The following is a 23776-nucleotide window of genomic DNA, read 5'->3' on the forward strand; positions in this document are numbered from 1 at the left end:
GCGCGGTTCTGTCGGGGGTGCTCGGGCGGTGCGTGCGGGTCAGCGGACGAGCCAGCCGCCGTCGACGGGGATGACGGCGCCGGTCACATAGGCGGCGGCGTCCGAGGCGAGGAAGACGAAGACGCCCTGCAGATCGGATGCCTCGCCCCAGCGTCCTGCGGGGATGCGCGACAGGATCGACGCGGCGCGGTCCTCATCGGCGCGCAGCGGTGCGGTGTTGTCGGTCGCCATGTAGCCGGGGGCGACGGCGTTGACGGTCACGCCGGCGGCCGCCCACTCGTTGGCCAGCGCCTTGGTGAGCCCGGCGACAGCGTGCTTGGAAGCGGTGTATGCCGGAACGAGAATGCCTCCCTGGAAAGAGAGCATCGACGCGACGTTGATGATGCGTCCGCTGCCCTGCGCCAGCATGTGACGCCCGGCGGCCTGCGAGAGGTGGAACACGGCGTCGAGGTTGACGGCGAGCACGTCGTCCCAGTCCCCCGCCGGGTACTCCGCGGCGGGCGCGCGGCGGATGGTGCCGGCGTTGTTGACGAGGATGTCGAGACCGCCGAGCTCGCCGATCACCTCGGTGACCGCCGAGGTGAGCTCCTCAGCCGTCGCCGAGACGAGGTCGCGCTGCACACGGTGCACGCGGCGGCCGGTCGCGGCGATGAGGTCGGCGGTGGCCGACGCATCGCCGCGGTCGAGCAGCGCGACGTCGGCGCCCGCTTCGGCGAGCGCGACGGCCGCACCCTGGCCGAGGCCACGGCTCGAGCCGGTGACGAGCGCCACCTTGCCGTCGAGGCGGAACGAATCGAGGATCATGCGGAGCCCTCCTGATCGGTGTCGGCCGTTGCGCCGATGAAGGTGGTGGTGAGCTCGCCGAGGCGCGAGATGCGCACGGTGACGGCGTCGCCGTGGGCGAGCGGCCGGTGCGCGTCCTGGGCGGCGGGCAGCTTCTGCGGCGTCCCGGTCGAGACGACATCGCCCGGCTCGAGCGTCAGCACCTGGCTGAGGTGGTGGATGACGTAGGCCACGCTGAAGATCGTGGTCGAGGTCGACTGCGACACCGTCACGACGCCGTCGCGCACGACCTCGACGAGGAGGTCCTGCGGGTCGCCGGCCTCGTCGGGCGTGACGACCCACGGGCCGAGCGGCGCGAACCCGTCGGAGCACTTGCCGAGCGCCCACTGGCTCTGGCGGCGCTGCCACGCGCGGTCAGACACGTCGTTGAGGATCGTGTACCCGCCGACGTGGTCGAGGGCGTCCTCCAGCGCGACGCGCTGCGCACGGCGTCCGATGACGACGGCCACCTCGCCCTCGTAGTCGACGTCGGTCGCACCCGGCGGGATCATCACCGGCTCGTTCGGGCCGGCCAGCGTGTTGGGCGTCTTCACGAACACATCGGGGTACTCCGGATCGTTCGCGGTGGGATCGACGCCGTCGGGCACGTGCCCACGGTAGTTGTAGCCCAGGCAGAGGATCTTGCCCGGGGCCACCGGCGCGAGAAGCGCCGCGGCGTCGAGCGCGGGCAGTGGCTCCGCCCCGCCGGTCGCCTCCTCGGCCGCAGCGACCTGCATGCGAGCAGCCGCCAGGGCCGCGGCATCCGTCAGCAGTTCCACGACCGAGCCGGCGAACCCACCGAGATCGAGCACCCGGTCGCCGTCGGCACCGGCGACCACGGCACCGGGTCGTGCGGCGCCGTCCGCACCGGTGTAGGTGACGAGCCTCACCAGTACTTCCTCCAGTCGGGGCGCACGACCCGCATCAGAGCCTCGAGGTAGAAGTAGTCGCCCCAGAGCGTGCCTTCGTCGACGCCGTTGCCCTTGGGCAGGTCGTACACCGCGTGCAGGATGAGCGCATCCGAGTCCTCGGGCGTCGCGGGCGTGTAGTTCGCGATGAGCGACGCGAGCATGCCGTGCGCCCGGGCCGTCCAGGCGGCCGCGCGGTCGGGATCCGTCTCGACCTTGGCGAGCTCCAGCAGACCGCACACCGCGATGGCCGCGGCCGAGCTGTCGCGCGGCGCGTCGCTGCCGTCGGTGTAGACGAGGTCCCAGAACGGCACCTCGTCGGCCGGCAGGTGGCGCACGAAGTACTCGGTGCAGCGACGGGAGGCCTCGAGCAGCCGCTCGTCGCCGGTCACCGCGTAGTTCATGGCGAAGCCGTAGATGCCCCACGCCTGCCCACGGGCCCAGCACGACTCGTCGAACGCGCCCTGTTCGGTGGCTCCGCGGAGCGGCTCGCCGGTCTCGGCATCCCAGTAGAAGGTGTGGAAGGTCGAGTCGTCCTCGCGCAGGATGTGCTCGCGCAGCTGCGCGGTGTGCCGCGTGACGGCGTCGGCGAAGCGCTCCTCGCCTGTCTGCTCGTGGGCCCATGTCAGCAGCGGCATATTCATGAGGCTGTCGATGATGGTGCGGCCGCGCTGGGCCGGATCCGACAGGTCGCCCCATGCCTGGATGATGCCCGCGGGCTCCAGGAACCGGCGCATCAGGTGATCGGCGGCGAGCAGCGACGCCTGGCGGGCGTCCTCGTCGTCGTCGAGACGCCACGCGGCGACCGTCGAGAGGGTGTAGAGGAAGCCGAGGTCGTGCGTGTCGAGGTCCTCCTCGGCGCGCACGCGGCGCTCGAAGTCCGCCGTGTCGACCAGCGCCGCCTCGCGGTACGCCTCCTCGCCGGTGAGCTCCCACGCCAGCCACAGCATCCCGGTGCGGAAGCTCGTGGTCCAGCCGCGATTGCCGCCGAGCGGGATGCCGCCCTCGGCCGGGCGCTGCCGGTAGCGGTCGTCCACCGTCGTGTCGTCGGGGTAGGCGCCGCCGAAGGTCGAGATGTTGCGCCGGATCGTGGACAGGGCGGCCGTGATCGCGGCCTCGACCACGATGGTGTCGACGGGCGCGATGCGCGGGTCACCGGGCGTGGCTCGGGTGCCCGCAGCGGGCGAGGTGGACGTCATGGAGGGAATCCTTCGGAGGGAGAAGTGAGGAAGGGATGCTCGGCCTCGTGCCGCGTCGGCAGCGCGAGTGCCGCGGCCTCAGGCCGGCGCAGTCGCCTTCTCATCGAGATCGAGTACGGGACGGAGGGTGTAGCGCGAGTTCGTCCACGCGAAGAACAGGGCGGCGGATGCCGTGAGCCCGAGTCCCAGCGCGGGCGCCGTCGCGAAGACGGCGACCTGGGCGGCGAGGGCGGCGAGCGAGACCGCGGTGAGGTACCAGCGCCGCAGACTCAGGTACAGGCTCGCGCGCACCACGTCACGCAGGCGTGCGGTGGGCGCCTCGGCGATCGCGACCAGGGACACGAGGCCCACCGCGATGGCGAGCAGCGCCAGCACCGCGAGGAGCGGCACCGTGATCACGGCCGCGGCCGTGTTCGACAGCATCCGCACGTCCACGAGGAGCACGACGATGACGGCGGTGACGGCCGCCCCGATGACCAGCGCCCGACGCCAGGTGGCGCGGAAGCCCGCGACGAACGCGCGGATGGGGCCGAGCCCGCCGTCGCCGTGCTCGCGGAACGCCCGGAAGGCGGCCGCGAGACCGGGTGCCGCGAGGGGCGCGGCCACAGCCAGCAGCGGCCACGAGTACACCGGATCGGTGGTGACGAGCAGCACCACCAGCGGCAGGCAGGCGACCACCAGCAGGAGGTTGACGATGAGCGCGAGGTAGATCATCCCGATGAGGGACGCCCACGTCTCGTGCGAGACGAGTCCGTTGAGCCTGCTGAGCGCGCTGGGCTTGTTCACGGTGTCAGCCCTTCAGTCCGCTCGTCGCGATGCCCTCGACGAAGTACTTCTGGCCGAGCAGGAAGATGATCGCGATCGGGATGACCGAGATCGTCAGGCCCGCGAACAGCAGCGCGTAGTTCGTGTCGAACAGGTTCGAGACGAAGCTCTTGAGGCCCAGCTGGATGGTCCACAGATCGGGGTTGCGCAGGTAGATGAGCGGCCCGAGGTAGTCGTTCCAGGTGTTGACGAACGTCAGCAGCGTCAGCGAGGCGAGCGCGGGGATCGACAGCGGCAGCATGATCTTGCGCCAGATCGCGTACTCGCTGAGGCCGTCGATGCGTGCCGCCTCGGAGAGCTCCTCGGGGATCGTCTCGTAGAACTGCTTCATCAGGAACACGCCGAACGCGCCGAACGCCTGCAGCAGGATGATCGCCCACAGCGTGTTCGACACCTTGAAGTTCGAGAGCAGGATGAACTGCGGGATCATGTACGACTGCCAGGGCACGGCGATCGTGCCGACGTACAGCAGGAACAGCACGTCGCGGCCCTTGAAGCGCATGCGCGCGAAGCCGTAGGCCGCGAACGAGCCGGTGAGCACCTGCAGGAAGGTCACGACGACGGCGAGGAACAGCGTGTTGCGGATCCAGACGAGCATGTTCGACTCGGTCCAGATGTCGATGTAGTTCTGCCACACCCACGTCTCGGGGAACCACTTCACCGGCACCGAGAAGACCTCGTTCGCCGACTTGAACGAGCTCAGCACCATCCACGCGAACGGCATGAGCAGGGCGATCGCGAAGACGACCAGCGCGGCGTACAGCGCGATGCGTCCGACGCGGCGACCGGGCGTCATCTTCTCGCCGCTCGCCGCGCGCCGCGGCTTCGGCTCGGAGAGCTTGCGGAGGCCGCGCACGGCCGAAGTGGGGGGTGTGAAGTCCGCGACCAGCTGGTCTGCGGGGACTTTCTCCAACTGCTCGGCCATCAGCTGCTCCGCTTCTTGTTCCAGAGGAACTGCACGATCGTCACGATGATGCACATGAAGAACAGCGCCACCGCGGCGGCCGAGGCGTAGCCGAACTGGCTCTCTTCGAAGCCCTTGCGGTAGATGAACTGCGACATCACGAGGGTGGACTGACCCGGACCGCCGTCGGTCATGACGAGGATCAGGTCGAAGATCTTGAACGAGTTGATCGTCAGCATGACGGTGACGAAGAACATCGTGGGACGCAGGCACGGCAGCGTCACGTTGACGAACCGCTGCCACACGCTCGCGCCGTCGACGCGTGCGGCCTCGTGCAGCTCGCGGGGCACCGTCTGCAGACCGGCGAGGAACAGGATCATGTAGTAGCCCATATCGCGCCACGTGCCGACGATGACGACGGCGGGCATCGCCCACTCGGGCGAGGTGAGCCATCCGGGCGGGTTCTGGATGCCGATGAACCGGAGGAACTCGTTGATCGGGCCGTACTCGGGGCTGAAGAGCAGGTTCCAGACGACCGCGATCGCGACGATCGAGGTGATGTAGGGGAAGAACGCGGCTGTGCGGAAGAACGCGACACCGCGGATCTTGTTGTTCAGCAGCAGCGCCAGGCCAAGCGAGACGATGATCGTCAGCGGAATGTGCAGCGCCGAGTAGTACAGGGTGTTGATGACCGAGATGCGGAAGCTGCCGTCGCCGATGAGGCGCTCGAAGTTCGCGAGTCCGACCCAGTTCGCCGTGCCGAAGACGTTCCAGTTCGTGAACGACATGTAGAACAGCACGACGATCGGCACCAGGGTGAGCAGACCGAAGCCGAGGAAGTTGGGAAGGATGAAGCTCCACCCGATGAGGGTGTTGCGCAGCCGCAGCTTCGAGCGCCGGCGGCGCACGGGCGGCGGCGCGGTGCCGGCCTCTGTGGCAGTGATGGTCGCCATGGCGGACCTCCAGTGGGGTGGATGTAGCGGGGGGCGGTGACCGGCACGCCCGGGAGGAGCGGGCCGGTCACCGGGTGTCCGGTGTGTCGGCGCATCAGGCGCCGAGTGCCGTCCGGCCGGCCCGGGAGAAGTCCCGGGCCGGGCGGACGACGAGGGATCAGTCGGTGCCGACCTCATTGGCGACGCGGTCCTGCGCCTCCGTGATGGCGTCCGCGACGGACTTGGAGCCCGACATGATCGCCGTGTGCATGTCGCCGAGGATGCCCTGGATCGCCGCGGCCTTGTCGGACGTCGGGTTCTCGGGGTGAACCTCGTGCGTCGAGTACGCGAACTTCGACAGGTCGTCCGACGGGGCACCGTCGACCGAGAAGTACGTCTCGACGACGCCGTCCGTCAGCAGCGCCGGCGTGATGCCGATCTCCGCGAGCACCTGCGCGCCCTCTTCGCCGGCGGCGAAGGCGAGGAACTCCTTGGCGGCCGCCACCTTGGACTCGTCGATCGCGGCGTTGATGCCGAAACCGGTCGGGTCGCCGAAGGTCACCGGGGTGTTGTCGAGACCGGCGGTGTCCGAGTCGACCTGCGGGATCGGCGCGATGCCCCACTCGAAGTCATCCGCGTCGCCCGACGCCTGCTGCGCGATGAGGGTCGCGACGAACCACGTGCCCATGGGCAGCATGGCGGCGTTCTGCTTGCCGAACTCGCCCTGGTACGTGACCTGGTTCGCCTTCGCGGTGTTGAAGTCGAGCTGGTCGCCCGCGTCCTGCAGTGCGAGGACGTTGTCGTAGAACGGCTCCATGTAGTCGTACTCGCCCTCGAGGATGTCGCCGTCCGACTGCGCGTTCGCGAAGCCCTGGACCGTCGACTGCCAGTTGTGCAGGTACGCGCCCTTGGCGGTGCCGCCCGCGCCGGCGATGCCCTCGGTCAGTGCCGCAGCGGCGTCGCTGTAGTCGTCCCACGTCCACGAGCCGTCCGGGTACTCGACGCCGGCCTGGTCGAACAGCGCCTTGTTGTAGTACAGCACCCACGAGTCGTTGCGGTACGGCACGGCGTAGGCGGTGCCGTCGACCTCGTACGAACCGGCGCCGCTGATCTCGTCGGGCAGCTCGACGTCCGACACATCGAGCAGCTGGCCGCCGTTCACGAAGGTGGGAACGAACTTGACCTCCTTCTGCGTGATGATGTCGGGGCCCGAGCCGGCAGCGAGGTCGGCCGTGATGAGGGTGTTGTACTCGGTCGCGTCGTAGCCCTTGAGCTCGATCGTGACGTCGGGGTTCTCCTCGTGGAACGCGTCCGCGAGCTTCTGGAATTCGGGCGTGGTGTCGAGGCTCCAGCCTGACAGGGAGAGGGTGACCGGGCCCGACGACTCCTCGGGGGCGGCCTCGCCGCCGCCGCTGCAGCCGGCGAGAGCGAGCGTGGCGACCACGGCGACGCCGGCCGCGGCAGCGAATGAACGCTTCATTCTGGGGGTACTCCTTTGTGATTGCGGACCCGTCCTCGGGCCCATCGGGTTACCGGTTCGCGACGGACGCGGTTCCGGGGTGTGCAAGGCGACTCGTGGTCGCCGTTCCGTCGGGCCAGGTGACCGTGACGGTGGTCTGTTCGCCGTCGTCTGCGACGGCGACGCTCCCCGCGCCGTCTGCCGGCGCGGCGAGATCTGCGGTGGTGAGCTCGACGAGCGTCGCGCTCCACTCCCCCGGCACGACCGGGTAGGTCACGACCGGCACGGCGGCGAGGGGCCCGAGCGGGCTGGCGTCCTCGCGCGTCTCGATCGAGAGCGTGCCGGTGCCGAGAAGGGGACGGATGCCGGAGCTCAGGCCGTTCGCGACCACCGAGGCCGCGGCATCCGTCGTCTTCTCCCCCACCGCCGCTTCCTCAGCTGAGGACACCGCCGCGTCCTCAGTTGAGGACACCGCGGCGTCCTCAGTTGAGGAAGAGGGCCGAGATGAGGAGCGCGACTCGGCGTTTCGGCCCTCATTCTGGCGCAGCTCCTCGATTGAGGAACGGGGCTCTTCGTGGGATGCCAGGGCCCAGCCGCCGACGCGGAGGCGCAGCGCGCCGGCGTCGACCCCGGGCTCGAGGGCGTCGACGCGTGCGAGGCGCACCTCCCACGGCCCGCGCACGAGCGAGTGCACCTCGACGACGCCCGCGATCTCGACGTCGCCGTCGATGCCCGAGCCGTGACGGTGGGAGACGGGACGCAGCGTGATCCAGTGGGCGCGTGACACCGAGGCGGCGATGCCGACCCGGCCGTGCTCGTCGTCCTGCACGCGCACGTCGATGAGGTCCATCGCGGCGCGGTGGGTGGGCCGGCCGGCGTCGTCGACGAGGGCGACCGACTGCTCGAGGGGCTCTTCGAAGGCACGCTGGTTCGCGAGCGGTGCGGCCGCGGTCGCGTAGCCGATGCGGGCGTACAGCGGCGAGTCGCCGACCAGGCTGCCGTCGGCGGCGTGGTCGGTGCCGTGGTTGGCGATGCGCACGATGCCGTCGGCGCGCGTTCCCGAGATCACCCAGCCGGCCGGACGCACGACGCGCAGCTCGTCGCCCGCCTCGATCGGCAGCGGCTCGCTCTCGGCGGCCCACACCGGGTGATCGGCCGGCAGCGAGATGCCGAGCAGACCCTTGACGGCCCAGTACGGCGAGCCCGGCCCGGAGTACGACTGCGCGAGCTCGCGCCACTCGTGATGCCAGCCCATGGTGAGGACGCCGTCCTCGCCGGGGACGTCCTGCTCGACGAAGTGCGCCACGACGGCGTTCGCCGCGCGCCGAAGCTGCCCGAGCGAGACCGAGGGAACCTCGGCGAGCGCGCCGACCCAGAAGGGCGCCGCCGCCGCGAAGCGGTAGATGAGGCTGCGACCCTGAACGAGCGGCGAGCCGTCGGCGCCCACGAGGGCGACGGCATCCTGCAGGAAGCGGTCGAGGCGGGCGATGTCGCCCGGGGTGCGGCCGGCGGTGAGCTCGTCGGCGCCCTGCATGCGCGACCACAGCACGGGGTACGTGTGCAGCGCCCAGCCCACGTAGTGGTCGTAGGAGCGCTCGAAGCCGTCCGAGATCCAGCCGTCCTCGCGCACCAGCGCGTCGTGGAGCGCAAGGTCGTCGGCGATGTCCTGCGCCGACCACGGCCCGCCGACCGAGCGGAGGAACGTCTGCACGACGACGCGGAACCAGAGCCAGTTCGTCTTCGGGTAGGTCGCGTCGCCCACGACGGGGGAGAGGTACGCGATCACGCGCTCCTGCGTCAGGGCGTCGAGGCGATCCCAGATCCACGGCCGGGTCATGTCGAGCACCAGCGCGAGGGACGCGGCCTCGACCTTCGCCTGCGCGTGCTCGTCCAGTCGCACCCAGCGGTCCTCGGCATCCGGGTCGACACCCGTGACGATGCCGCGGCGGTAGAAGTCGGCGAGCTCCTCGGTGCCCTCGCCGCGCGCGCCGGCGATGCGGAACCCCGCGAGGAGGAAGGTGCGGGCGAAGCCCTCGAGCCCGTCGACGGCGTGGCCGTAGCCGCCCTCGGCGCCGGGGAAGTGGATGCGGCCGGCACCGGGAGATGCGTGCGTGCGAGCGGTGTCGAGCAGGCGGTCGGCGTAGGCCAGCCACTCCGTCCGCGTCCACTCACGGGCGGCCCAGGCAGAACCCGTCGCGATGCGCGCCGACGTGGTGGGTTGCTGGACCGTCACTGGGATCTCCCTTGATGCCTACATGTCTCCGCGTCGTGCCAGCGGAAAGCGAACGTTTGGGACTGTATCAACCCGATTCGTTCATTGCAAGATTGTTTGAGATTCGTTATGATCGTTTGTGATCGCTTTCCGGATCGGATTCGTCCGGAACCGGCCGCGAACCTTCACCACGGTGAATCAATGAGGAGGAACCTTGACGACCGCGACGGCCCCCACGCCCGCTGCAGGAGCCTGGCACACGAGCCCTGACAGGTCGCCGGAAGCGGCCTTCCGCGGTGCGCTGTCCGCCGTCTACCTGGAGCAGGCGGGCGCTGACGCCGCCGACTTCGAGGCCGCCCTCGCCGCGCTCCTGGCACCCGCGGAGCGTGCGCTCCCGGTCCCGGCCGCCGACGACCGGGGGACGTGGGGCCCGCAGGGGAGCGCCGACCCCATCGCGATCCGCGACGTGCTGCAGCGCGCCGCGGCCGAGCGGGCCGCGGCCTGGCCGGTGCCGCTCGCGACCGCCGCCGCCCGCCTGCACGACGACGGCGACCGCGAGGGCTGGGAGAGCATCGTGTTCGAGCGGCAGCGGCGGCTTGCCCGCGCCGCGATCGCCGCTGCGCACCACGCCGACGACGAGACCGGTGCGGTGTGGCTCGCCGAGGTCCTCGACGGCGTGTGGCTCATCTGCGAGCAGAGCTCGTGGTGCTGGCCGGCGCACGACGACGCGTTCCGCGAGCGGGGGTCGGTGCTCCCGACGGTGACCGCGCCGTATCTCGACCTGGGCGCGGGCGAGGCGGTGGCGCTTCTGACCTGGATCGATCATCTCCTCGGCACGCGGCTCGAAGCCCGGTACCCCGGCATCCGCTCCCGCATCCGCCACGAGGCCCGCGTGCGCGTGTTCGACCCGTTCACCCAGCGCCGCGACTGGCACTGGCTCGGACTCGACGGCGATGTGCACAACTGGAATCCGTGGATCCACGGCAACGTGCTGCTCGCGGCGCTGCGGCTGCTCGACGACCCCGCAGACGCCGGCGAGCGCGCGCACATCGCCGCCCTCGCGATCGAGGGGATCGACCGCTACGTCTCGGTGCTGCCGGCCGACGGCGCGATCGACGAGGGGTACGCCTACTGGTGGAACGGCGCGTGCCGCGCCCTCGAGGCACTCGACCTGCTGCACCACGCCACCGGGGGAGTGCTCGACGCGTCGGGCATCCCGGCTTTGCGGGAGACCGTCGCCTTCCCCCACCGCATGCACCTCGGCGGTGACTGGTACCTGAACCTGGCCGACGGGCAGGCGCGCGTCCCGGCCGCGCAGCCGTGGCACGCGCTGCACCGGGCGGCGCGGAGAGCGGGCGATACGGATGCCGCTTCCCACGCCGCCTCGCACCGCATCGCCGGCACGCCCGCCGCCACGGAGCACGAGGGGTTCGGCCGGCTGCTGCGCGGCATCACCGATCGCGCGTGGGTCGACGCCGCGCAGACGTCGTCGCCCTTCCCGCGGGACGTGTGGCTGCCCTCGACCGAGGTGATGCTCGCCCGCGAGCGCGCCGGCACGAGCCGCGGGCTGACCGTCGCCGTCAAGGGCGGCCACAACGGCGAGCACCACAACCACAACGACGTCGGCTCGTTCGTCGTCGCGTCCGACGGGGTACCCGTGATCGTCGACGCGGGCCGTCCGACCTACACGCTGCAGACCTTCGGCCCCGACCGCTACGACATCTGGACGATGCAGAGCGGCTGGCACAACGTTCCCGTGATCGATGGCCTCGAGCAGAGCGCGGGTGCGGGGTTCGCGGCCTCCGACGTCGAGGTCGCCCTGGGCGACGACGCCGCGACCCTCGCTCTCGAGCTCTCCGGGGCCTACCCCGGCGCCCTGTCCTGGCATCGAGCGGTGCGCCTCGAACGGCCCGCGCGCCGCATCGTCGTCGAGGACTCCTGGCAATCCTCGCTCGTTGAGCGAGCGAGAAACGTGGTCGTTGAGCGAGCTCGCGAGTCGAAACGCAAAGACGAAACGCCTCGAACCGACGAGAACGCACCGGCACCCGAGCACGGGGGCGCGAACGCCGAGACGATCGGTGCCACGCAGGTGCGGATGCTGCTCGCCGGCGACGTGCGCCGCGAGAGGGCCGGCGCGGTGGTGGTCACTCCCCTCGACGGCGCCACGCCCGTACGCATCTCATGGCCAGACGGCGTCGCCGCGGCGCTCGTGGTGCGCGAGCTGGACGACCCCATGCTCACCAGCGTGTGGGGCTCACGACTCACCCGGCTGGATCTGGATGTGACGGCGCGCGACAGCGTCACCGTCACGATAGAACTGGATCTGACGAACCCGAAGGGCGCCCGATGACCGACCAGACTCCGGCACTGCTCGCCGCCGAGCGGCGGGCGCACGTGCTGGCGGCACTCGAGCGCGACGGCGCCGTACGGGTCGCGCAGCTGATGGACGACCTCGGCGTCGCCCCGGTCACCCTCCGTCGCGACCTCGCGCAGATGGAGCGCGAAGGACTGCTGGTGCGCGTGCACGGCGGTGCGGTTCCCGCCGCGGGCGCCTTCGACGACGTGGAGCTGGGGCATCCGGTCTCCGTCACCCGCACCGGCTCGATCGCGATGCTGGTGCCGTCGCTGAGCTTCTACTGGCCGAGCGTCGTGCGCGGCGCCGAGACCGAGGCCAGCCGGCACGGCCTGCGCGTCGTGCTGCGCGGCGCGTCGTACGAGCTGCAGGACGAGCGCCCGGTGCTCGAGCGCCTCGTGCACGCTGACGGCGTGCGCGGGCTCGTCGTCGCACCGAACACCGACACGCCTCACGCGCAGGACGTGGTGCAGTGGCTGGCCGAGTGCGGCGTGCCCAGCGTGCTGGTCGAGCGCGATGCCGTGGTGCAGCCTGAGGGCAGTCCCGTCGAGAACGTGACGACCGACCACGCGCTCGGCGCGGTGCTCGCGGCCCGCCATCTCGCCGCGCTCGGCCACCGCCGTGTCGGCCTCATCATCGCGCGCGACTCGCCCACGTCCCGCAAGATCGCGGCCGGCTGGCAGGCCGCGTGCGTCGAGCTCGGCCTCACGCCGTCCGACCACTTCGAGACGAGCCTGCCGCCGCGCACGAGCCCCGACTTCTCGGCTGTCGTCGATGCGACGCTCGACGCGGCGCTGGCCAACTCGGTCACCGCGATCCTCGTCCACTCCGATCCGGAGGCGATGGCGTTCGTCGACCTGGCCCTCAACCGCGGCATCTCGGTGCCGGGCGACCTGTCGGTCGTCGCCTACGACGACGAGGTGGCCGAGCTGTTCACTCCGGCGCTCACCGCCGTCAGCCCGCCGCGCAGCTCGGTCGGTCGCGCCGCGGTCGACCTGCTGGCGCGGCGCATCGAGGATCCGACGCGCCCGGTGCACCGCGTCGTGCTGAACCCGACGCTGAACGTCCGCGGCTCCACCGCGCCGCCCCGCGGCGCCTGACCCTCGCACGCGCGCAGGTCGCATTCCACCCACGGAATACGGATGCGGCGGCCCAGTGCCGCCGGCGTCCGGGCTGTCTGCGTCAGCCGGCGAGGGCGGCCTCGCGCCAATCCGTGAGCACGCGCGCGGCGGCACGCGTGTGCGACCACGGCATCTGCGGCACCTCGAGGCGGCCGTCCGCGACGGCGAGCGAGAGCGCATCCGCCTCCGCGGCCATGGGCTGCACGACCGGCACCTCGACCACCCGCTCTTCGCCCCCGCGCCGCACGATCAGGGTCGACGAGCTCTCGGTGCGGCTGCCCCACGCGTTGGGGAGCACGACCTCGGCGTCGGTGAACCGCAGCACTGCCGTGCGCGGGAGGTCCGCGATGATGGAGGTCGCAATCGCCGCCGTCACACCGCCGAAGGCGATCTCCGCGGATGCCGAGCCGTCGACACCCGACACCACTTCCGCCTCGAACCGGCGATACTCCGGCGCATCGATCGGTGCGCCGGCAGCAGCGGCGAGGTCGATCGCCAGCGAGAGCGGATAGCAGCCGACGTCGAGGATCGCCCCGCCCGCCAGTGCGCGGTCGAACAGCCGGCCCTCGTGCACCGGTGCCGCGAACCCGAAGGCCCCCTCGACACGCTCGAGCGCGCCGAGCTCGCCGCCGGCGACGAGTTCTCGCAGCGCATCGGCGAACGGTCCGAATCGTGTCTTGAAGGCCTCGAGGAACGGTCGCCGGGTGCGGGCTGCGATGTCGAGAATGCGCTCGACCTCTTCGAGCGTGGGGCTCGCCGGCTTCTCGCACAGCACGGCCTTGCCGGCCTCGAGCGCGCGGATCGCGAGCTCGGCGTGCGTCGTGTGCACGGTTCCGATGTACACGGCGTCGACGTCGTCGCGCGCGAGGATCTCGTCGTAGGTGCCGGATGCCGCAGCCCCGTGCTCCGTGGCGAAGGCCCCCGCCCGCTCCGCCGACGAGCTGCCGACCGCGTGCAGCACACCGTGCTGCGACGCCCGGAGCCCCACCACGAAGTCCCTGCTGATGGCTCCGGGGCCGAGCACGGCCCATCTCGTCTGCACCGTGTCGTCCGCCTGAGTCATGGCCCCGATCGTATCGAGCCCCCGGTCGGCCGTCGCACGCCGGCCGTCGCACCCCGGCCGTGGCATCCGTCCCTCGCTGCCCGAGCCGCTGCCCGAGCCGCTGCCCGCGCCGTTGCCCGCGCCGTTGCCCGCAACAGGTGATTCGGCGCACACAGGACGACGGATGCCGAACCGGCCTGTCCTCGGCAGAACACCTGTCCCGGGCAACAGCGGCGGGACGTCGGGCGTCGCGTCGGGCGTCGCGTCAGGCGTCGCGTCGGCCGCGTCAGGCGTCGCGTCAGGCGTCGCGTCGGCCGCGTCAGGCGTCGCGTCAGGCGTCGCGCCGGGCGTCGCGTCAGGCGATCGGCTCGGCCGCTTCCCGCGCGGCCCGTGACGATGAGCGCACCGCGCCGATGCTCGCCGCGATGACGAGCGCGATGCCCGCGATCTCGAGCCACGTCATATGTTGGCCCAGGAATATGAAGCCTGCGAGGGCCGCCGTCGCCGGCGCGAGGCTCATCAGGATCGCGAAGACAGCGGCCTGCAGGCGCCGGAGGGCGACCAGTTCGAACGCGTAGGGGATGGTCGACGACAGGATCGCGACCGCGGCGCCGAGCGCGACGAGTTCGGGACGCAGGAGGGCGGACCCGGCATCCGCGATCCCGAACGGCAGCGCGATCACCGCTCCGACCGTCATCGCCAACGCCAGGCCGTCGAGCTTCGGGAAGGCCCTTCCCACCCGCGCCGACGCCAGGATGTAGAACGCCCAGCTGCCGGCCGCGCCCAGCGCGAACAGCACGCCCAGCGGATCGAGGCGGTCCCACCCGCCGCCGCCCAGGGCGACGACGCCGGCGAGCGCGAGCACGGCCCAGAGCCAGGCGGATGCACGGCGGGCGGCGACGATCGACAGCACGAGAGGCCCCAGCACCTCGATGGTGACGGTGATGCCGAGCGGCAGGCGCTCGAGGGCGAGATAGAACAGGCCGTTCATCAGGGCTAGCACGAGTCCGAACAGCGCGACGCCGGTCCAGTCCGACCGCGAATGCCCGCGCACCCGGGGCCGGGCGATCAGCAGCAGCACGATCGCCGAGAACACCAGCCGCAGCATCACCATGCCGAGGGGTCCCACCGCGGGGAACAGCAGCACCGCCAGCGATGCGCCGACCTCTTGGCACGCCAGGCCCGCGATCACGAGCACGATCGCGGGTGTGGCTCCCGATCCCGCGCTGCGACCGGATCCGCCCGCCGGGCTCGCGCCCGCCCCCGTACCGCCCGAGCCCGCTCCGGCCCGCACTACGTCGCCGGAGGCGTGCAGACGGCTGCGGCGCCGATGGCGCCGTGGTACTGCTCGGGAGTCCAGGGCAGCCCGGCCTCGGGCACCGTCTCACCGGCCGCTGCGGGCGCCTTCGATGCGATCGCCGCGAGCTCCCACGCGAGGTACTCGCCCACTGACGCATCGGCGGCCGAGTTGTTGAGCACGACGGCGACCGTCAGCCCGGTCGACGGGTCGGCGAAGGCGGCGGTGATGTAGCCGGGCACCTTGCCGTACTGCCCGATGAGCGACCCCGCGATCAGCGCACCGCCGTCGGCGGTGTACCACGACGGAGCGTCGGGGGCCACCGCCACCGGGGCGCCGAAACGGTCGTCGTCCTGGACGAGCGCGCCCGAGGCGAGGGCCTGCACGTAGCGGCCGAGATCCTCGATGTCGGTGATGGCGCCGGCGTCCGTGAACCCGCTGCTCGTCGACGCCGCGGTCAGGTCGAGGGGGGCCGCGCAGTCGAGCGCGCCCTCGGCGTTGTTCACCGACTGCCCGCCTTTGAGCACGCCCTCCTCGGGAAGGTCGCCGAGCGCGGTCGCGTCCAGTCCCAGCGGATCGGCCACGTACGTCTGGATGAGGTCCGCCGCCGTCATGTCGGTGGCGCGCTCGAGCGCCAGCCCGAGCAGCACGTACCCGGCGTCGGAGTCGCGGTAGGCCGCGCCGGGCGCGCCCGATCGCGGCTGGCCGAGTCCGAAGCTCGCGAGGTAGCGGGGCTCCCAGTCGCGTGCCGGGTTGCTGAGCCACGACGAGTACAGCTGACCGGCGAACGAGCCGATCCCCGATGTGCCGTCGCAGAGCTCCACCAGGCTGACGTCGGCGAGGTCGGGCACGCCCGAGACGTAGGCGGTGACGCTGTCGTCCAGCTTCACCTTGCCCGCGGCGGCGACTTCGAAGAGCACATCGCACGTCATCGCCCGCGTCACCTTGCCGGCGCGGAACGCCAGATCGGCGGTGACCTCGCCGCCGCCGTCAGGCCGCTGCGTGCCGAGGCCGGTGACCCAGGCGCCGCTCCAGGGTGCCCAGACGCCCACGATGGCGCCGGAGGACCCGGTGGTGCCCATCGCGTGGGTGACGGCATCCGTCAATCGCTGCACCGTCTCGTCAGGCAGCGCCGCGTCCGACTGCGACGGCAGATCAGGCTCGACCTCGCCGCCGAACGAGCACCCGGCGAGCAGCAGAGTGGACGCCACGGCACCGGCGATGACCGCGTTGGCGCGGCGACGTGTAGACCGGGTCCGCATTCTCACCCCCCGACGATCGTGCATTGAATTCAAACACACCCTGGTCGCTTGCCGTGCACGGCGATCCGTAGGGTGTCAGCATGACGCACCACTTCGACGACGACGCCCTCACCGGCGTGCTCCGCCATATGAACGGCGATCACGGCGACGACAACCTCCTCATCGCCCGAGCATTCGCCGGCGACCCGGGGATCGCGGGTGCTGAGGTCACCGGTTCCGTCATGACGGGGTTCGACGGCGACCGCGGCGTGTGGCAGGCGACGCTCGCCGACGGCTCGACCGCCGACGTCGAGGTGCCGTGGCCGTCCGGGCCGATCTCCGAGCGTCGCGAGGTGCGCCGCGAGATCGTCGCGCTCTACGACGAGGCGTGCCGGCGTCTGGACGTCGAGCCGCGACCGCACGCCTAGGCCGCGGCCGGGAGAACATTTTTGTTAGGTTCGCCTTATCTTCAGTTAGCATGAAGGTATGAGCGACCCGATCCCGTTCTCGACCGCCCTGCGCGAGCGTTCGAGCAGCTCGCACTCCTCGAGCGAGCACTCCGGCTTCATGGCCGACCTCATGAAGGGGGAGGGGACGCGCGACGACTACGTCGCACTCGTCGCCCAGCACTGGTTCATCTACGAGGCGCTCGAGCGCACGGCGGCTCAGATGCGCAACGACCCGGTCGCCGCGGTGTTCATCTCCGACAAGCTGACGCGCCTGCCCGCGCTCGAGGCGGACCTCGAGTTCCTCGTCGGGTCCGACTGGCACGACCGCATCGAGCCGCTGCCGACCACGCAGCGCTACGTCGACCGCATCAACGAGGTCGGCGCGACGTGGGCGGGCGGCTTCGTGGCCCACCACTACACCCGCTACCTCGGCGACCTGTCGGGCGGCCAGTTCATCGGCCGGCTGATGGCCCGCCGCTTCGGGTTCGACACCAACGGCATCGGCTTCTACCTCTTCGAGGACATCGCCGACCCGAAGGCCTTCAAAGACGTGTACCGCGAGCAGCTGGACGCGGCGCCCTGGGATGCCGCCGAGCAGGAGCGCGTCATCGACGAGGTCCTCCTCGCCTACCGCTTCAACACCGAGCTGTTCGAAGACCTCGCCCACGCGAAGGCCGCCGCAGTCGCCTGACCGCCGCGCTGCCGGTTCGCCGGAGGCCGGCGAGACGATTCAGGATGCCGCGGGCCTGCGCACTGCGGACGCCATGAAGCGCCGCACGTCGGGGTCGACCTGGATGTCGCGCGGCCGCAGCGGCCGCGAGAGGTAGAGCCCGTCGAGCGAGGTCAGCCGGGACAGCGCGACGTACGTCTGGCCCGGAGCGAACGCGCCGGACCCGAGGTCGATGATCGCGCGGTCGTACGTCTTGCCCTGCGACTTGTGGATCGTGACCGCCCACGCGAGCCGCAGCGGGAACTGGGTGAACTCGGCGACGATGTCGCGCGTCAGCTGCTTGGATCCGGGGTTGTACGAGTACCGGTACTTCTCCCAGACCGCGGGCTCGACGTCGAACTCCTCGCCCTCGACGTCGACGCGCACCGTCTCGCCGGCGATACGGGTGACCGTTCCGATCGTGCCGTTCACCCACCGCGGCGGCTCGCCGAACGAGGCGGTGTCGTTGCGCAGGAACATCACCTGGGCACCGACCTTCAGCTTGAGCTCGAGATCGGCGGGGTACGCGGCATCCCCTCGTCCGAAGTCGCCGTTCACCTCGGCCATCGCCGTCTGCTCGCGACCGACCAGCTCGGTCAGGTGCCGGCGGTTGATGTTGTTGACGATGTCGTTGCGCGTGGCCAGCGTGATGATGGGGTGCTCGCCGTCGACGGGGTCCGGGGGAGTGCGTGCGCCTGTCGTGTTGAGGACCTCCGCGATGTCGGCGGTCACGTGCCCGTAGCGCACCGCATTGAGCATGGCCTTGAACGCCGGGTCGGACTGCCGGTGGATGTCGACCAGCTCGCGGATGTTCAGGTCGGCGCCGTACGACCCGACGTCGAGGATGCCGTCGCTCGCCGCCTCGCCCACCCACACCTTGGCGTCGAAGAACCAGAACGACCGGTAGTGGTCGTTCACGTACCGCAGCTCGTCGCCGCGCGGCGGCACCGGGGCCAGCTGGTACGGGTCGCCGAACATCACGATCTGGGCGCCGCCGAACGGCTCGCCGCGGCGTCCCCGCGCCTTGCGCAGCGCGCGGTCGATCGCATCCATGAGGTCGGCGTTGACCATGGAGATCTCGTCGATCACCAGCGTGTCGATGGCGTTGAGCAGCTTGCGCGTCGCATCGGACTGATCCTCGTCGTGCGCGCCGATGATCCCCAGCGGCAGCTTGAACAGCGAGTGGATCGTCTGGCCCTCGACGTTGAGGGCCGCGACGCCGGTCGGCGCGCACACGGCGATCTGCTTGCTCGTGTGCCATGCCAGGTGCTGCAGGAGGGTCGACTTGCCGGTGCCGGCGCGCCCGGTGACGAACACGTGCTCGCGGGTGTCCTCGATGAGCCGGAACAGCGCCTCCTGCTCGGCCGACAGCGCGAGGCCGGCAGGAGAAGGCGTGGTGGTCACCGATTCATGCTAACGAGCGGATGCCGCCTCCCGGCTGCCCGCGCCCGAATCGGTGGACGACGCGTCACTGTCCACAGGTGGCTCGGCATCACGCCAGCTGCCGGTGCCCGCGACGACCTCGTCCATGATCGCCCGGAACCGCGGGCACGTCGTGATGTCGTGCGAGCGGCAGCGCAGGGCGTGCTCGGTCATGCGCCGCGAGCGCTCCATGTCGGCCATCCGGCGGCCGAGGTCGGCGAGGTGCTCCTCGAGCACGCGGTGCCGCTCGGGCGCCTGCTCGTCGAGCAGCACGCCGATCTGCTCCAGGCTCATGCCGGCGCTCCTGCTGCGCACGATCACGCCGATCCGCACCAGGTCGTCGTCGCCGTAGCGGCGTCGGCCGCCCCCGTCGCGTGCGGGAGTCAGCAGCCCCATGTCCTCCCAGTGCCGCAGCACGTGGGTGGGCAGCGAGAACCGGGCCGCGGCATCCCCGATCGACAGATTTGACTTCATGTCGACATGAAGTCACAGAATCGCTCCGGACGCAAACGACGAGAGGACCACTCATGTACGACGTCATCGTGATCGGCGGCGGCCCGGCGGGCCTGCAGGCCGCCCTCACCATCGGCCGCATGCACCGCACCGTGCTGCTGCTCGACTCGGAGGAGTATCGCAACGCCACGGTCGAGCACGCGCACAACCTGCTCACCAACGACGGCCGCAGCCCCGACGAGCTGCGCCGCATCGCCCGCGCCGAGCTCGCCGCCTACGACACGGTCGAGCTGCGCACCGGAGCGGTCACGGCCGTCGGCGGGGCGCTCGGCCGCTTCGAGGTCGCCACTCCCGAGGGCGTGGAACGTGCGCACCGGCTCGTGCTGGCCACCGGCATGCGCGACGAGCTTCCGCCCGTTCCGGGCCTCGCGCAACAGTGGGGTCGCCGCGTCGCCCAGTGCCCGTTCTGTCACGGCCACGAGTTCGCCGGTGAGCGCATCGGCATCCTCATCGACGGAGAGCACGCGGGCATGATCGAACGGATGCTGCGCCCAGTGGTCGCCTCGGCCTTCATCGCGCGTCCGGCCGACGTGGCCGCGGTGACCGAGGTCGACGGTGGTCTCGAGCTCCGGCTTCACGCGGGCGGCGCCGAACGCGTGGCCGGCGTCTTCACGGCCGCGACGTCGACCCAGCGCGCACCATTCGCCGCGCAGCTGGGCTGCGGCATCCTCCCGAGCGGCGGCGTCGAGATCGACCTGCTCGGTCGCACGACGGTGCCCGGCGTGTACGCCGGGGGCGACATGGCCCACCTCGCCGCGGTCCCCGGGCCGATGGTGTCGCTCGCGGCCGCGATCGCCTCCGGTCAGGTCGCAGGCGCCAGCGCCGTCCGGGACGCGATCATGGCCTGACCTGGGAGAACCGGTCGCGGCGATGCGCGAGGGGACGGGGAGTTCCAAATGTTTCAGGTGCGCGACAATGTCGGCCGTCCACAGGGGCCTCCCGGCCGGTCTTTCCTAGACTGGCCGGGTGGATCAGGGGGCATTGGACACGGCAGCCGGTCGCGCGAGTGCGCCTCCGTCCGTCGACGTGACCCCGTCCACCGTCGCCCCCGCACCGGAACAGCCTCTGATCCAGCCGCCGCGCAAGCCCCGCGGTCGAGGCCGTCTCGCGCTCGACCTCTCGCTTCTCGGCGGTGTCGGCCTTGTGCTGGTGGGCGCCGTGTTCGCCGCGTGGGGCGTGATCGAGCGTCAGTTCTACAGCCCGACGGCGTTCGTCGAGCGCTACGTCGACTACCTCGCCGAGGGCCGTGCCGCAGATGCGCTGACGGTGCCGGGCGTCGATGTGACGAGCGCCGACCTCGAGGCCGCCGGCCTCCCACCCACGGCGTCCGAGGCGCTGCTGCGCAGTGCCGCCCTCGCCCCGATCACCGACGTGGAGGTCGTGTCCGAGGAGCAGGACGGCGACATCACCCGCGTCACCATCGAGTACCGCGCCGGCCGCTACGACGGCCGCACCACGTTCGCCGTCGAGCGCGACGGCTCGATCGGCCTCGCGCCCACCTGGCGCTTCGCGAAGAGCCCGCTGGCCGTCATGAACCTCGGCGTCACCGGCTCGATGGCGTTCGACGTGAACGGCTTCGAGATCGACAAGCGGCAGGTCTCACCGGAGGGGGCGGATGCCGATCCCGCCGCCCCGGTGTCGCTGCTGGTGTTCTCACCCGGCCTGTACTCGGTGTCGGTCGACACGGCGATCTCGAGCACCCCCGGGGTGGCCGTGCTCTCGGACAGCCCGTTCCGCGCGATCCCCGTGAACGTGCAGGCGCAGCCCACCGAGCAGTTCCTCAACGTCGTGCAGGACGAGGTCGAGGAATTCCTCACCGCGTGCGCGACGCAGGAGGTGCTGCAGCCGACGGCGTGCCCGTTCGGCTACTTCGTGCAGGACCGCATCGCGTCGCTTCCCGCCTGGGATATCGTCACGCAGCCGACGGTCGCCGTGGAGCCCGACGGCGCCGGCTGGTCGATCCTCCCCTCCGAGGCGGTCGCGCACATCGAGGTCGACATCCGCTCGATCTTCGACGGCAAGGTGCGCACCGTCTCTGAAGACGTCCCGTTCATCGTCAAGGGCGCGATCACCGTGCGCCCCGACGGCAACGTGACCATCGTCGTGACAGGCCCCGACACCAACTGACCCCGCGGGGGCTCAAGCGTGACCTCAGCGCCCGGAGCCGGCCTTGGCGTCCTTCTCGGCGAGTTCGGCCAGTCGGGCGTTGTAGGCCTCGAGCTCGGCGTCCCCCGTGCGGTCGGCGTGACGGTCGCGCCGCTTCGTCTCGCGGTCGTCGCTGCGGCTCCACTGGATGGCCACGGTGATCGCGAGGATGAGCGTCGGGATCTCGCCGATCGACCAGGCGATGCCGCCGCCGGTGTACTGGTCCTCGAGCGGGGTCGCACCCCAGGTGCGGCCCATCGAGCCGAACCACTCGCCGATCATCAGGCCCTCCTGCATCATGATCGCGATGCCGAAGAAGGCGTGCATCGCCATGACGCCGATGAGCAGCAGCAGCCGCCCGGGGTAGGGCAGCCGGTAGGGGACCGGGTCGATGCCGATGAGGGTCATCACGAAGAGATAGCCGGTGATGAGGAAGTGCGCGATCATCCACTCGTGCCCGAGGTGGTCGTACAGCGACCACCGGAACAGCTCGGTGTAGTAGAAGACCCAGAGGGATCCGACGAACAGCGCGGCGGCGACGAACGGGTTCGTCAGCACCTTGGCGACCGGTGAGTGCACCGCCCACAGGAGCCACTCGCGCCCGCCGCGCGTGCCGTCGTCGCGCTTGCGGATGGCCCGCGCCGCCAGCGTGATGGGCGCGCCGGGTACCAGCAGCAGCGGGATAGCCATGGTCAGCAGCATGTGCCCGACCATGTGCATGCTGAACAGGTAGTCCTGGTAGACGTTGATGACGCCGCCGGTCACCCAGACCAGCAGCAGCCAGCCGGCGACCCACATGAGCGTGCGATAGACCGGCCACGCGTCGCCACGGCGACGCAGGCGCCAGACGCCCGCGAGGTAGAAGAAGATCGCGAACCCGGCCACCACGGCCCACAGCAGGTCGACGTTCCACGACGTGAGCCAGCGGTCGAGGGTCAGCTCGGGCGGCAGGGGCGCGCCGGTCAGGCGCTGGGCGGGCGTCGGGCTCTCCGGGATCAGCGCGGTGACCGGCGGAGGCGTGCGGGCGAGCGCGGCCGCCGCACCGCTCGCGGCGCCCATGAGCACGAGCTCGAACACGATGAGGGTCCAGAACGAGCGGGTCGCGCGGTCGGTGTCGCGCATGCGGCCGATGAGCCGCGTGCGGTACCAGGCGCCGAAGAGTCCGAGCGCGATCAGCGCGAGCACCTTCACGCCGAGGATCACACCGTAGGGCGAGACGAGCGCCGACCAGTCCTGCAGTCCGATGGCGGCGCGCACCGTGCCCGAGACCGCGACGACCGCGAACGCGGCGAGCGCGATGCTCGAGTAGCGCCCGACCGTCGCGACGCTGTCGTCGCGCGACTGCAGCGGCCGCACGATCACGATGAGCAGCAGCCCGCCCAGCCACACCGCCGCAGCGATGATGTGCAGGATCAGCGCCGTCATCGCCTCGTGATGGAACGCCTCCTCACCGGAGTGTCCCTGCGTGCCCATCGGGACGAGGGATGCCGCGGCGAGCAGCGCGACGAAGAAGGTCGCGGTCCATGACCTCACGGCGAACGTGAGCACGGTGAGCGCGGCGCCGGCGAGCGTGGTGATGAGCCAGGTGCGGCCGACCTCGGTCTCGACGATGTAGCGGCCGAGCTGCGCGCCGAATTCCGGGCCCATGCTGATGACGGGGTTGAACGCGTCGACGAAGGTCAGGAAGCCGGTCGCCGCAGCGGCGATCGTGAACACCGCCGCCGAGATGGACGCGGTGTCGAGGGCGGTGTCGAACTCGCGCTCGCCGGCGCGCAGGGCGAACAGCGCGGTGACCAGCACCCCGAGCATGCCGGCGGCGGAGATGTTGACGAGCAGCTTCGCCGTGGGCAGCCCCCACCGCACGAACGGTCCGGGATCCGCGATCGCGAGCGGGGCGGTGCCGCCGCCGAACGCCAGCGCCCACGCCATCACCGCGAGCGCGGCCACGACGAGGAGTGCGGGCCCGGCGGCCCGCAGGGCGCGGGGGTTCACCGTACCAGCCTACGTTGCCGGATTCCGGTCGTTGAGCGAGCGAGGAACGAGCGAGACGAAACGCGGTGGCCAGCGGGCGGCCAGGGTTCGTTCGTGCGCTCGAGGCGTTTCGTCTCGCTCGCTGGCGCTCGCTCGCTCAACGACCGGGGGTCGTTGAGCGAGGACCTGCGGCATGTGGCCCGCACACGCAGGAGAGGGGATGCCGCGAGTCGCGGCATCCCCTCTCCGGAG

The 23776-nt window shown here is 71.1% G+C and carries 20 protein-coding genes; 6 read left to right on the top strand and 14 right to left on the bottom strand.

Going from position 1 to position 23776, the window contains the following annotated elements; all coding sequences use genetic code 11:
* Positions 1-39: 39 nt before the first annotated feature.
* From kduD to ABG085_RS18975, 8 genes are all read right to left on the bottom strand, one after another.
* Positions 40-804, bottom strand: a complete 765-nt coding sequence (kduD, locus tag ABG085_RS18940; RefSeq protein WP_347977299.1) for a 2-dehydro-3-deoxy-D-gluconate 5-dehydrogenase KduD — start codon at positions 802-804, stop codon at positions 40-42.
* Positions 801-1712 carry a fumarylacetoacetate hydrolase family protein gene (locus ABG085_RS18945; protein ID WP_347977300.1) on the bottom strand — a complete coding sequence of 304 codons (912 nt, stop codon included), beginning with the start codon at positions 1710-1712 and terminating at the stop codon, positions 801-803. Before ABG085_RS18945 ends, kduD begins: the two co-directional genes overlap by 4 nt.
* Positions 1709-2929, bottom strand: coding sequence for a glycoside hydrolase family 88 protein (locus tag ABG085_RS18950; RefSeq protein WP_347977301.1), 1221 nt, complete (start codon positions 2927-2929; stop codon positions 1709-1711). Before ABG085_RS18950 ends, ABG085_RS18945 begins: the two co-directional genes overlap by 4 nt.
* A gap of 78 nt (positions 2930-3007) precedes the next feature.
* Positions 3008-3715 (bottom strand): ferredoxin-NADPH reductase, encoded by a 708-nt coding sequence (locus ABG085_RS18955; RefSeq protein ID WP_347977302.1) that lies wholly within the window; start codon positions 3713-3715, stop codon positions 3008-3010.
* A 4-nt stretch (positions 3716-3719) separates the two neighbouring features.
* The gene (locus tag ABG085_RS18960) at positions 3720-4679 is read right to left on the bottom strand and encodes a carbohydrate ABC transporter permease (protein WP_347977303.1); all 960 of its coding nucleotides are present in this window, start codon (positions 4677-4679) and stop codon (positions 3720-3722) included.
* A complete protein-coding gene (locus ABG085_RS18965; protein ID WP_347977304.1) occupies positions 4679-5611 on the bottom strand; it encodes a sugar ABC transporter permease in 933 nt (310 codons plus the stop codon). The genes ABG085_RS18960 and ABG085_RS18965 overlap by 1 nt, the downstream gene beginning before the upstream one ends.
* Before the next feature lie 157 nt (positions 5612-5768).
* Positions 5769-7070 (bottom strand): extracellular solute-binding protein, encoded by a 1302-nt coding sequence (locus ABG085_RS18970; RefSeq protein ID WP_347977305.1) that lies wholly within the window; start codon positions 7068-7070, stop codon positions 5769-5771.
* 49 nt (positions 7071-7119) lie between these two features.
* Positions 7120-9282, bottom strand: a complete 2163-nt coding sequence (locus tag ABG085_RS18975; protein ID WP_347977306.1) for a DUF2264 domain-containing protein — start codon at positions 9280-9282, stop codon at positions 7120-7122.
* Positions 9283-9475: 193 nt separating this feature from the next.
* On the opposite strand from ABG085_RS18975, the gene ABG085_RS18980 reads away from it, so the two are divergent.
* The gene (locus tag ABG085_RS18980; protein ID WP_347977307.1) at positions 9476-11611 is read left to right on the top strand and encodes a heparinase II/III family protein; all 2136 of its coding nucleotides are present in this window, start codon (positions 9476-9478) and stop codon (positions 11609-11611) included.
* Complete coding sequence (locus ABG085_RS18985; protein WP_347977308.1) at positions 11608-12714, top strand: substrate-binding domain-containing protein; 1107 nt, start codon at positions 11608-11610, stop codon at positions 12712-12714. Before ABG085_RS18980 ends, ABG085_RS18985 begins: the two co-directional genes overlap by 4 nt.
* An 82-nt stretch (positions 12715-12796) precedes the next feature.
* Here ABG085_RS18985 and ABG085_RS18990 read toward each other — a convergent pair whose 3' ends face one another.
* The 3 genes from ABG085_RS18990 to ABG085_RS19000 all read right to left on the bottom strand — a co-directional run bounded on the left by ABG085_RS18990 (position 12797) and on the right by ABG085_RS19000 (position 16336).
* Positions 12797-13798 (bottom strand): Gfo/Idh/MocA family oxidoreductase, encoded by a 1002-nt coding sequence (locus tag ABG085_RS18990; RefSeq protein WP_347977309.1) that lies wholly within the window; start codon positions 13796-13798, stop codon positions 12797-12799.
* Between the two features lie 334 nt (positions 13799-14132).
* Entirely contained in the window at positions 14133-14975 is an 843-nt protein-coding gene (locus ABG085_RS18995; protein ID WP_347977310.1) for an EamA family transporter, read from the bottom strand.
* A gap of 95 nt (positions 14976-15070) precedes the next feature.
* A complete protein-coding gene (locus tag ABG085_RS19000; RefSeq protein WP_347979242.1) occupies positions 15071-16336 on the bottom strand; it encodes a serine hydrolase domain-containing protein in 1266 nt (421 codons plus the stop codon).
* 80 nt (positions 16337-16416) lie between these two features.
* Here ABG085_RS19000 and ABG085_RS19005 point away from each other — a divergent pair, with 80 nt between their 5' ends.
* Positions 16417-16743: a DUF2470 domain-containing protein gene (locus ABG085_RS19005; protein WP_347977311.1), complete on the top strand. Its 327-nt coding sequence runs from the start codon at positions 16417-16419 to the stop codon at positions 16741-16743.
* Positions 16744-16801: 58 nt separating this feature from the next.
* Entirely contained in the window at positions 16802-17455 is a 654-nt protein-coding gene (locus ABG085_RS19010) for a biliverdin-producing heme oxygenase (RefSeq protein ID WP_347977312.1), read from the top strand.
* Positions 17456-17494: 39 nt separating this feature from the next.
* Here the strand turns inward: ABG085_RS19010 and ABG085_RS19015 are convergent, their stop codons facing one another.
* Both ABG085_RS19015 and ABG085_RS19020 read right to left on the bottom strand, forming a co-directional pair.
* The gene (locus ABG085_RS19015) at positions 17495-18877 is read right to left on the bottom strand and encodes a DEAD/DEAH box helicase (RefSeq protein WP_347977313.1); all 1383 of its coding nucleotides are present in this window, start codon (positions 18875-18877) and stop codon (positions 17495-17497) included.
* 9 nt (positions 18878-18886) lie between these two features.
* Entirely contained in the window at positions 18887-19369 is a 483-nt protein-coding gene (locus ABG085_RS19020; protein ID WP_347977314.1) for a MerR family transcriptional regulator, read from the bottom strand.
* Positions 19370-19422: 53 nt separating this feature from the next.
* On the opposite strand from ABG085_RS19020, the gene ABG085_RS19025 reads away from it, so the two are divergent.
* Positions 19423-20256 (top strand): NAD(P)/FAD-dependent oxidoreductase, encoded by an 834-nt coding sequence (locus ABG085_RS19025; protein WP_347977315.1) that lies wholly within the window; start codon positions 19423-19425, stop codon positions 20254-20256.
* A 118-nt stretch (positions 20257-20374) separates the two neighbouring features.
* Positions 20375-21535, top strand: a complete 1161-nt coding sequence (locus ABG085_RS19030) for a hypothetical protein (protein ID WP_347977316.1) — start codon at positions 20375-20377, stop codon at positions 21533-21535.
* Between the two features lie 24 nt (positions 21536-21559).
* On the opposite strand, the gene ABG085_RS19035 is transcribed toward ABG085_RS19030, so the two are convergent.
* Entirely contained in the window at positions 21560-23545 is a 1986-nt protein-coding gene (locus ABG085_RS19035; RefSeq protein ID WP_347977317.1) for a cytochrome c oxidase assembly protein, read from the bottom strand.
* Positions 23546-23776: the final 231 nt, after the last annotated feature.

Origin of the sequence: Microbacterium sp. ProA8 (genome assembly GCF_039905635.1) — a bacterium.
Taxonomy (GTDB): domain Bacteria; phylum Actinomycetota; class Actinomycetes; order Actinomycetales; family Microbacteriaceae; genus Microbacterium; species Microbacterium chionoecetis.

Bases quoted from the DNA above. Each gene is read 5' to 3' on its own strand.
- kduD (WP_347977299.1), bottom strand. From the start codon at position 804: ATGATCCTCGATTCGTTCCGCCTCGACGGCAAGGTGGCGCTCGTCACC.
- ABG085_RS18950 (WP_347977301.1), bottom strand. From the start codon at position 2,929: ATGACGTCCACCTCGCCCGCTGCGGGCACCCGAGCCACGCCCGGTGAC.
- ABG085_RS18960 (WP_347977303.1), bottom strand. From the start codon at position 4,679: ATGGCCGAGCAGTTGGAGAAAGTCCCCGCAGACCAGCTGGTCGCGGAC.
- ABG085_RS18965 (WP_347977304.1), bottom strand. From the start codon at position 5,611: ATGGCGACCATCACTGCCACAGAGGCCGGCACCGCGCCGCCGCCCGTG.
- ABG085_RS18970 (WP_347977305.1), bottom strand. From the start codon at position 7,070: ATGAAGCGTTCATTCGCTGCCGCGGCCGGCGTCGCCGTGGTCGCCACG.
- ABG085_RS18985 (WP_347977308.1), top strand. From the start codon at position 11,608: ATGACCGACCAGACTCCGGCACTGCTCGCCGCCGAGCGGCGGGCGCAC.
- ABG085_RS18990 (WP_347977309.1), bottom strand. From the start codon at position 13,798: ATGACTCAGGCGGACGACACGGTGCAGACGAGATGGGCCGTGCTCGGC.
- ABG085_RS19000 (WP_347979242.1), bottom strand. From the start codon at position 16,336: ATGCGGACCCGGTCTACACGTCGCCGCGCCAACGCGGTCATCGCCGGT.
- ABG085_RS19005 (WP_347977311.1), top strand. From the start codon at position 16,417: ATGACGCACCACTTCGACGACGACGCCCTCACCGGCGTGCTCCGCCAT.
- ABG085_RS19010 (WP_347977312.1), top strand. From the start codon at position 16,802: ATGAGCGACCCGATCCCGTTCTCGACCGCCCTGCGCGAGCGTTCGAGC.
- ABG085_RS19020 (WP_347977314.1), bottom strand. From the start codon at position 19,369: ATGAAGTCAAATCTGTCGATCGGGGATGCCGCGGCCCGGTTCTCGCTG.
- ABG085_RS19025 (WP_347977315.1), top strand. From the start codon at position 19,423: ATGTACGACGTCATCGTGATCGGCGGCGGCCCGGCGGGCCTGCAGGCC.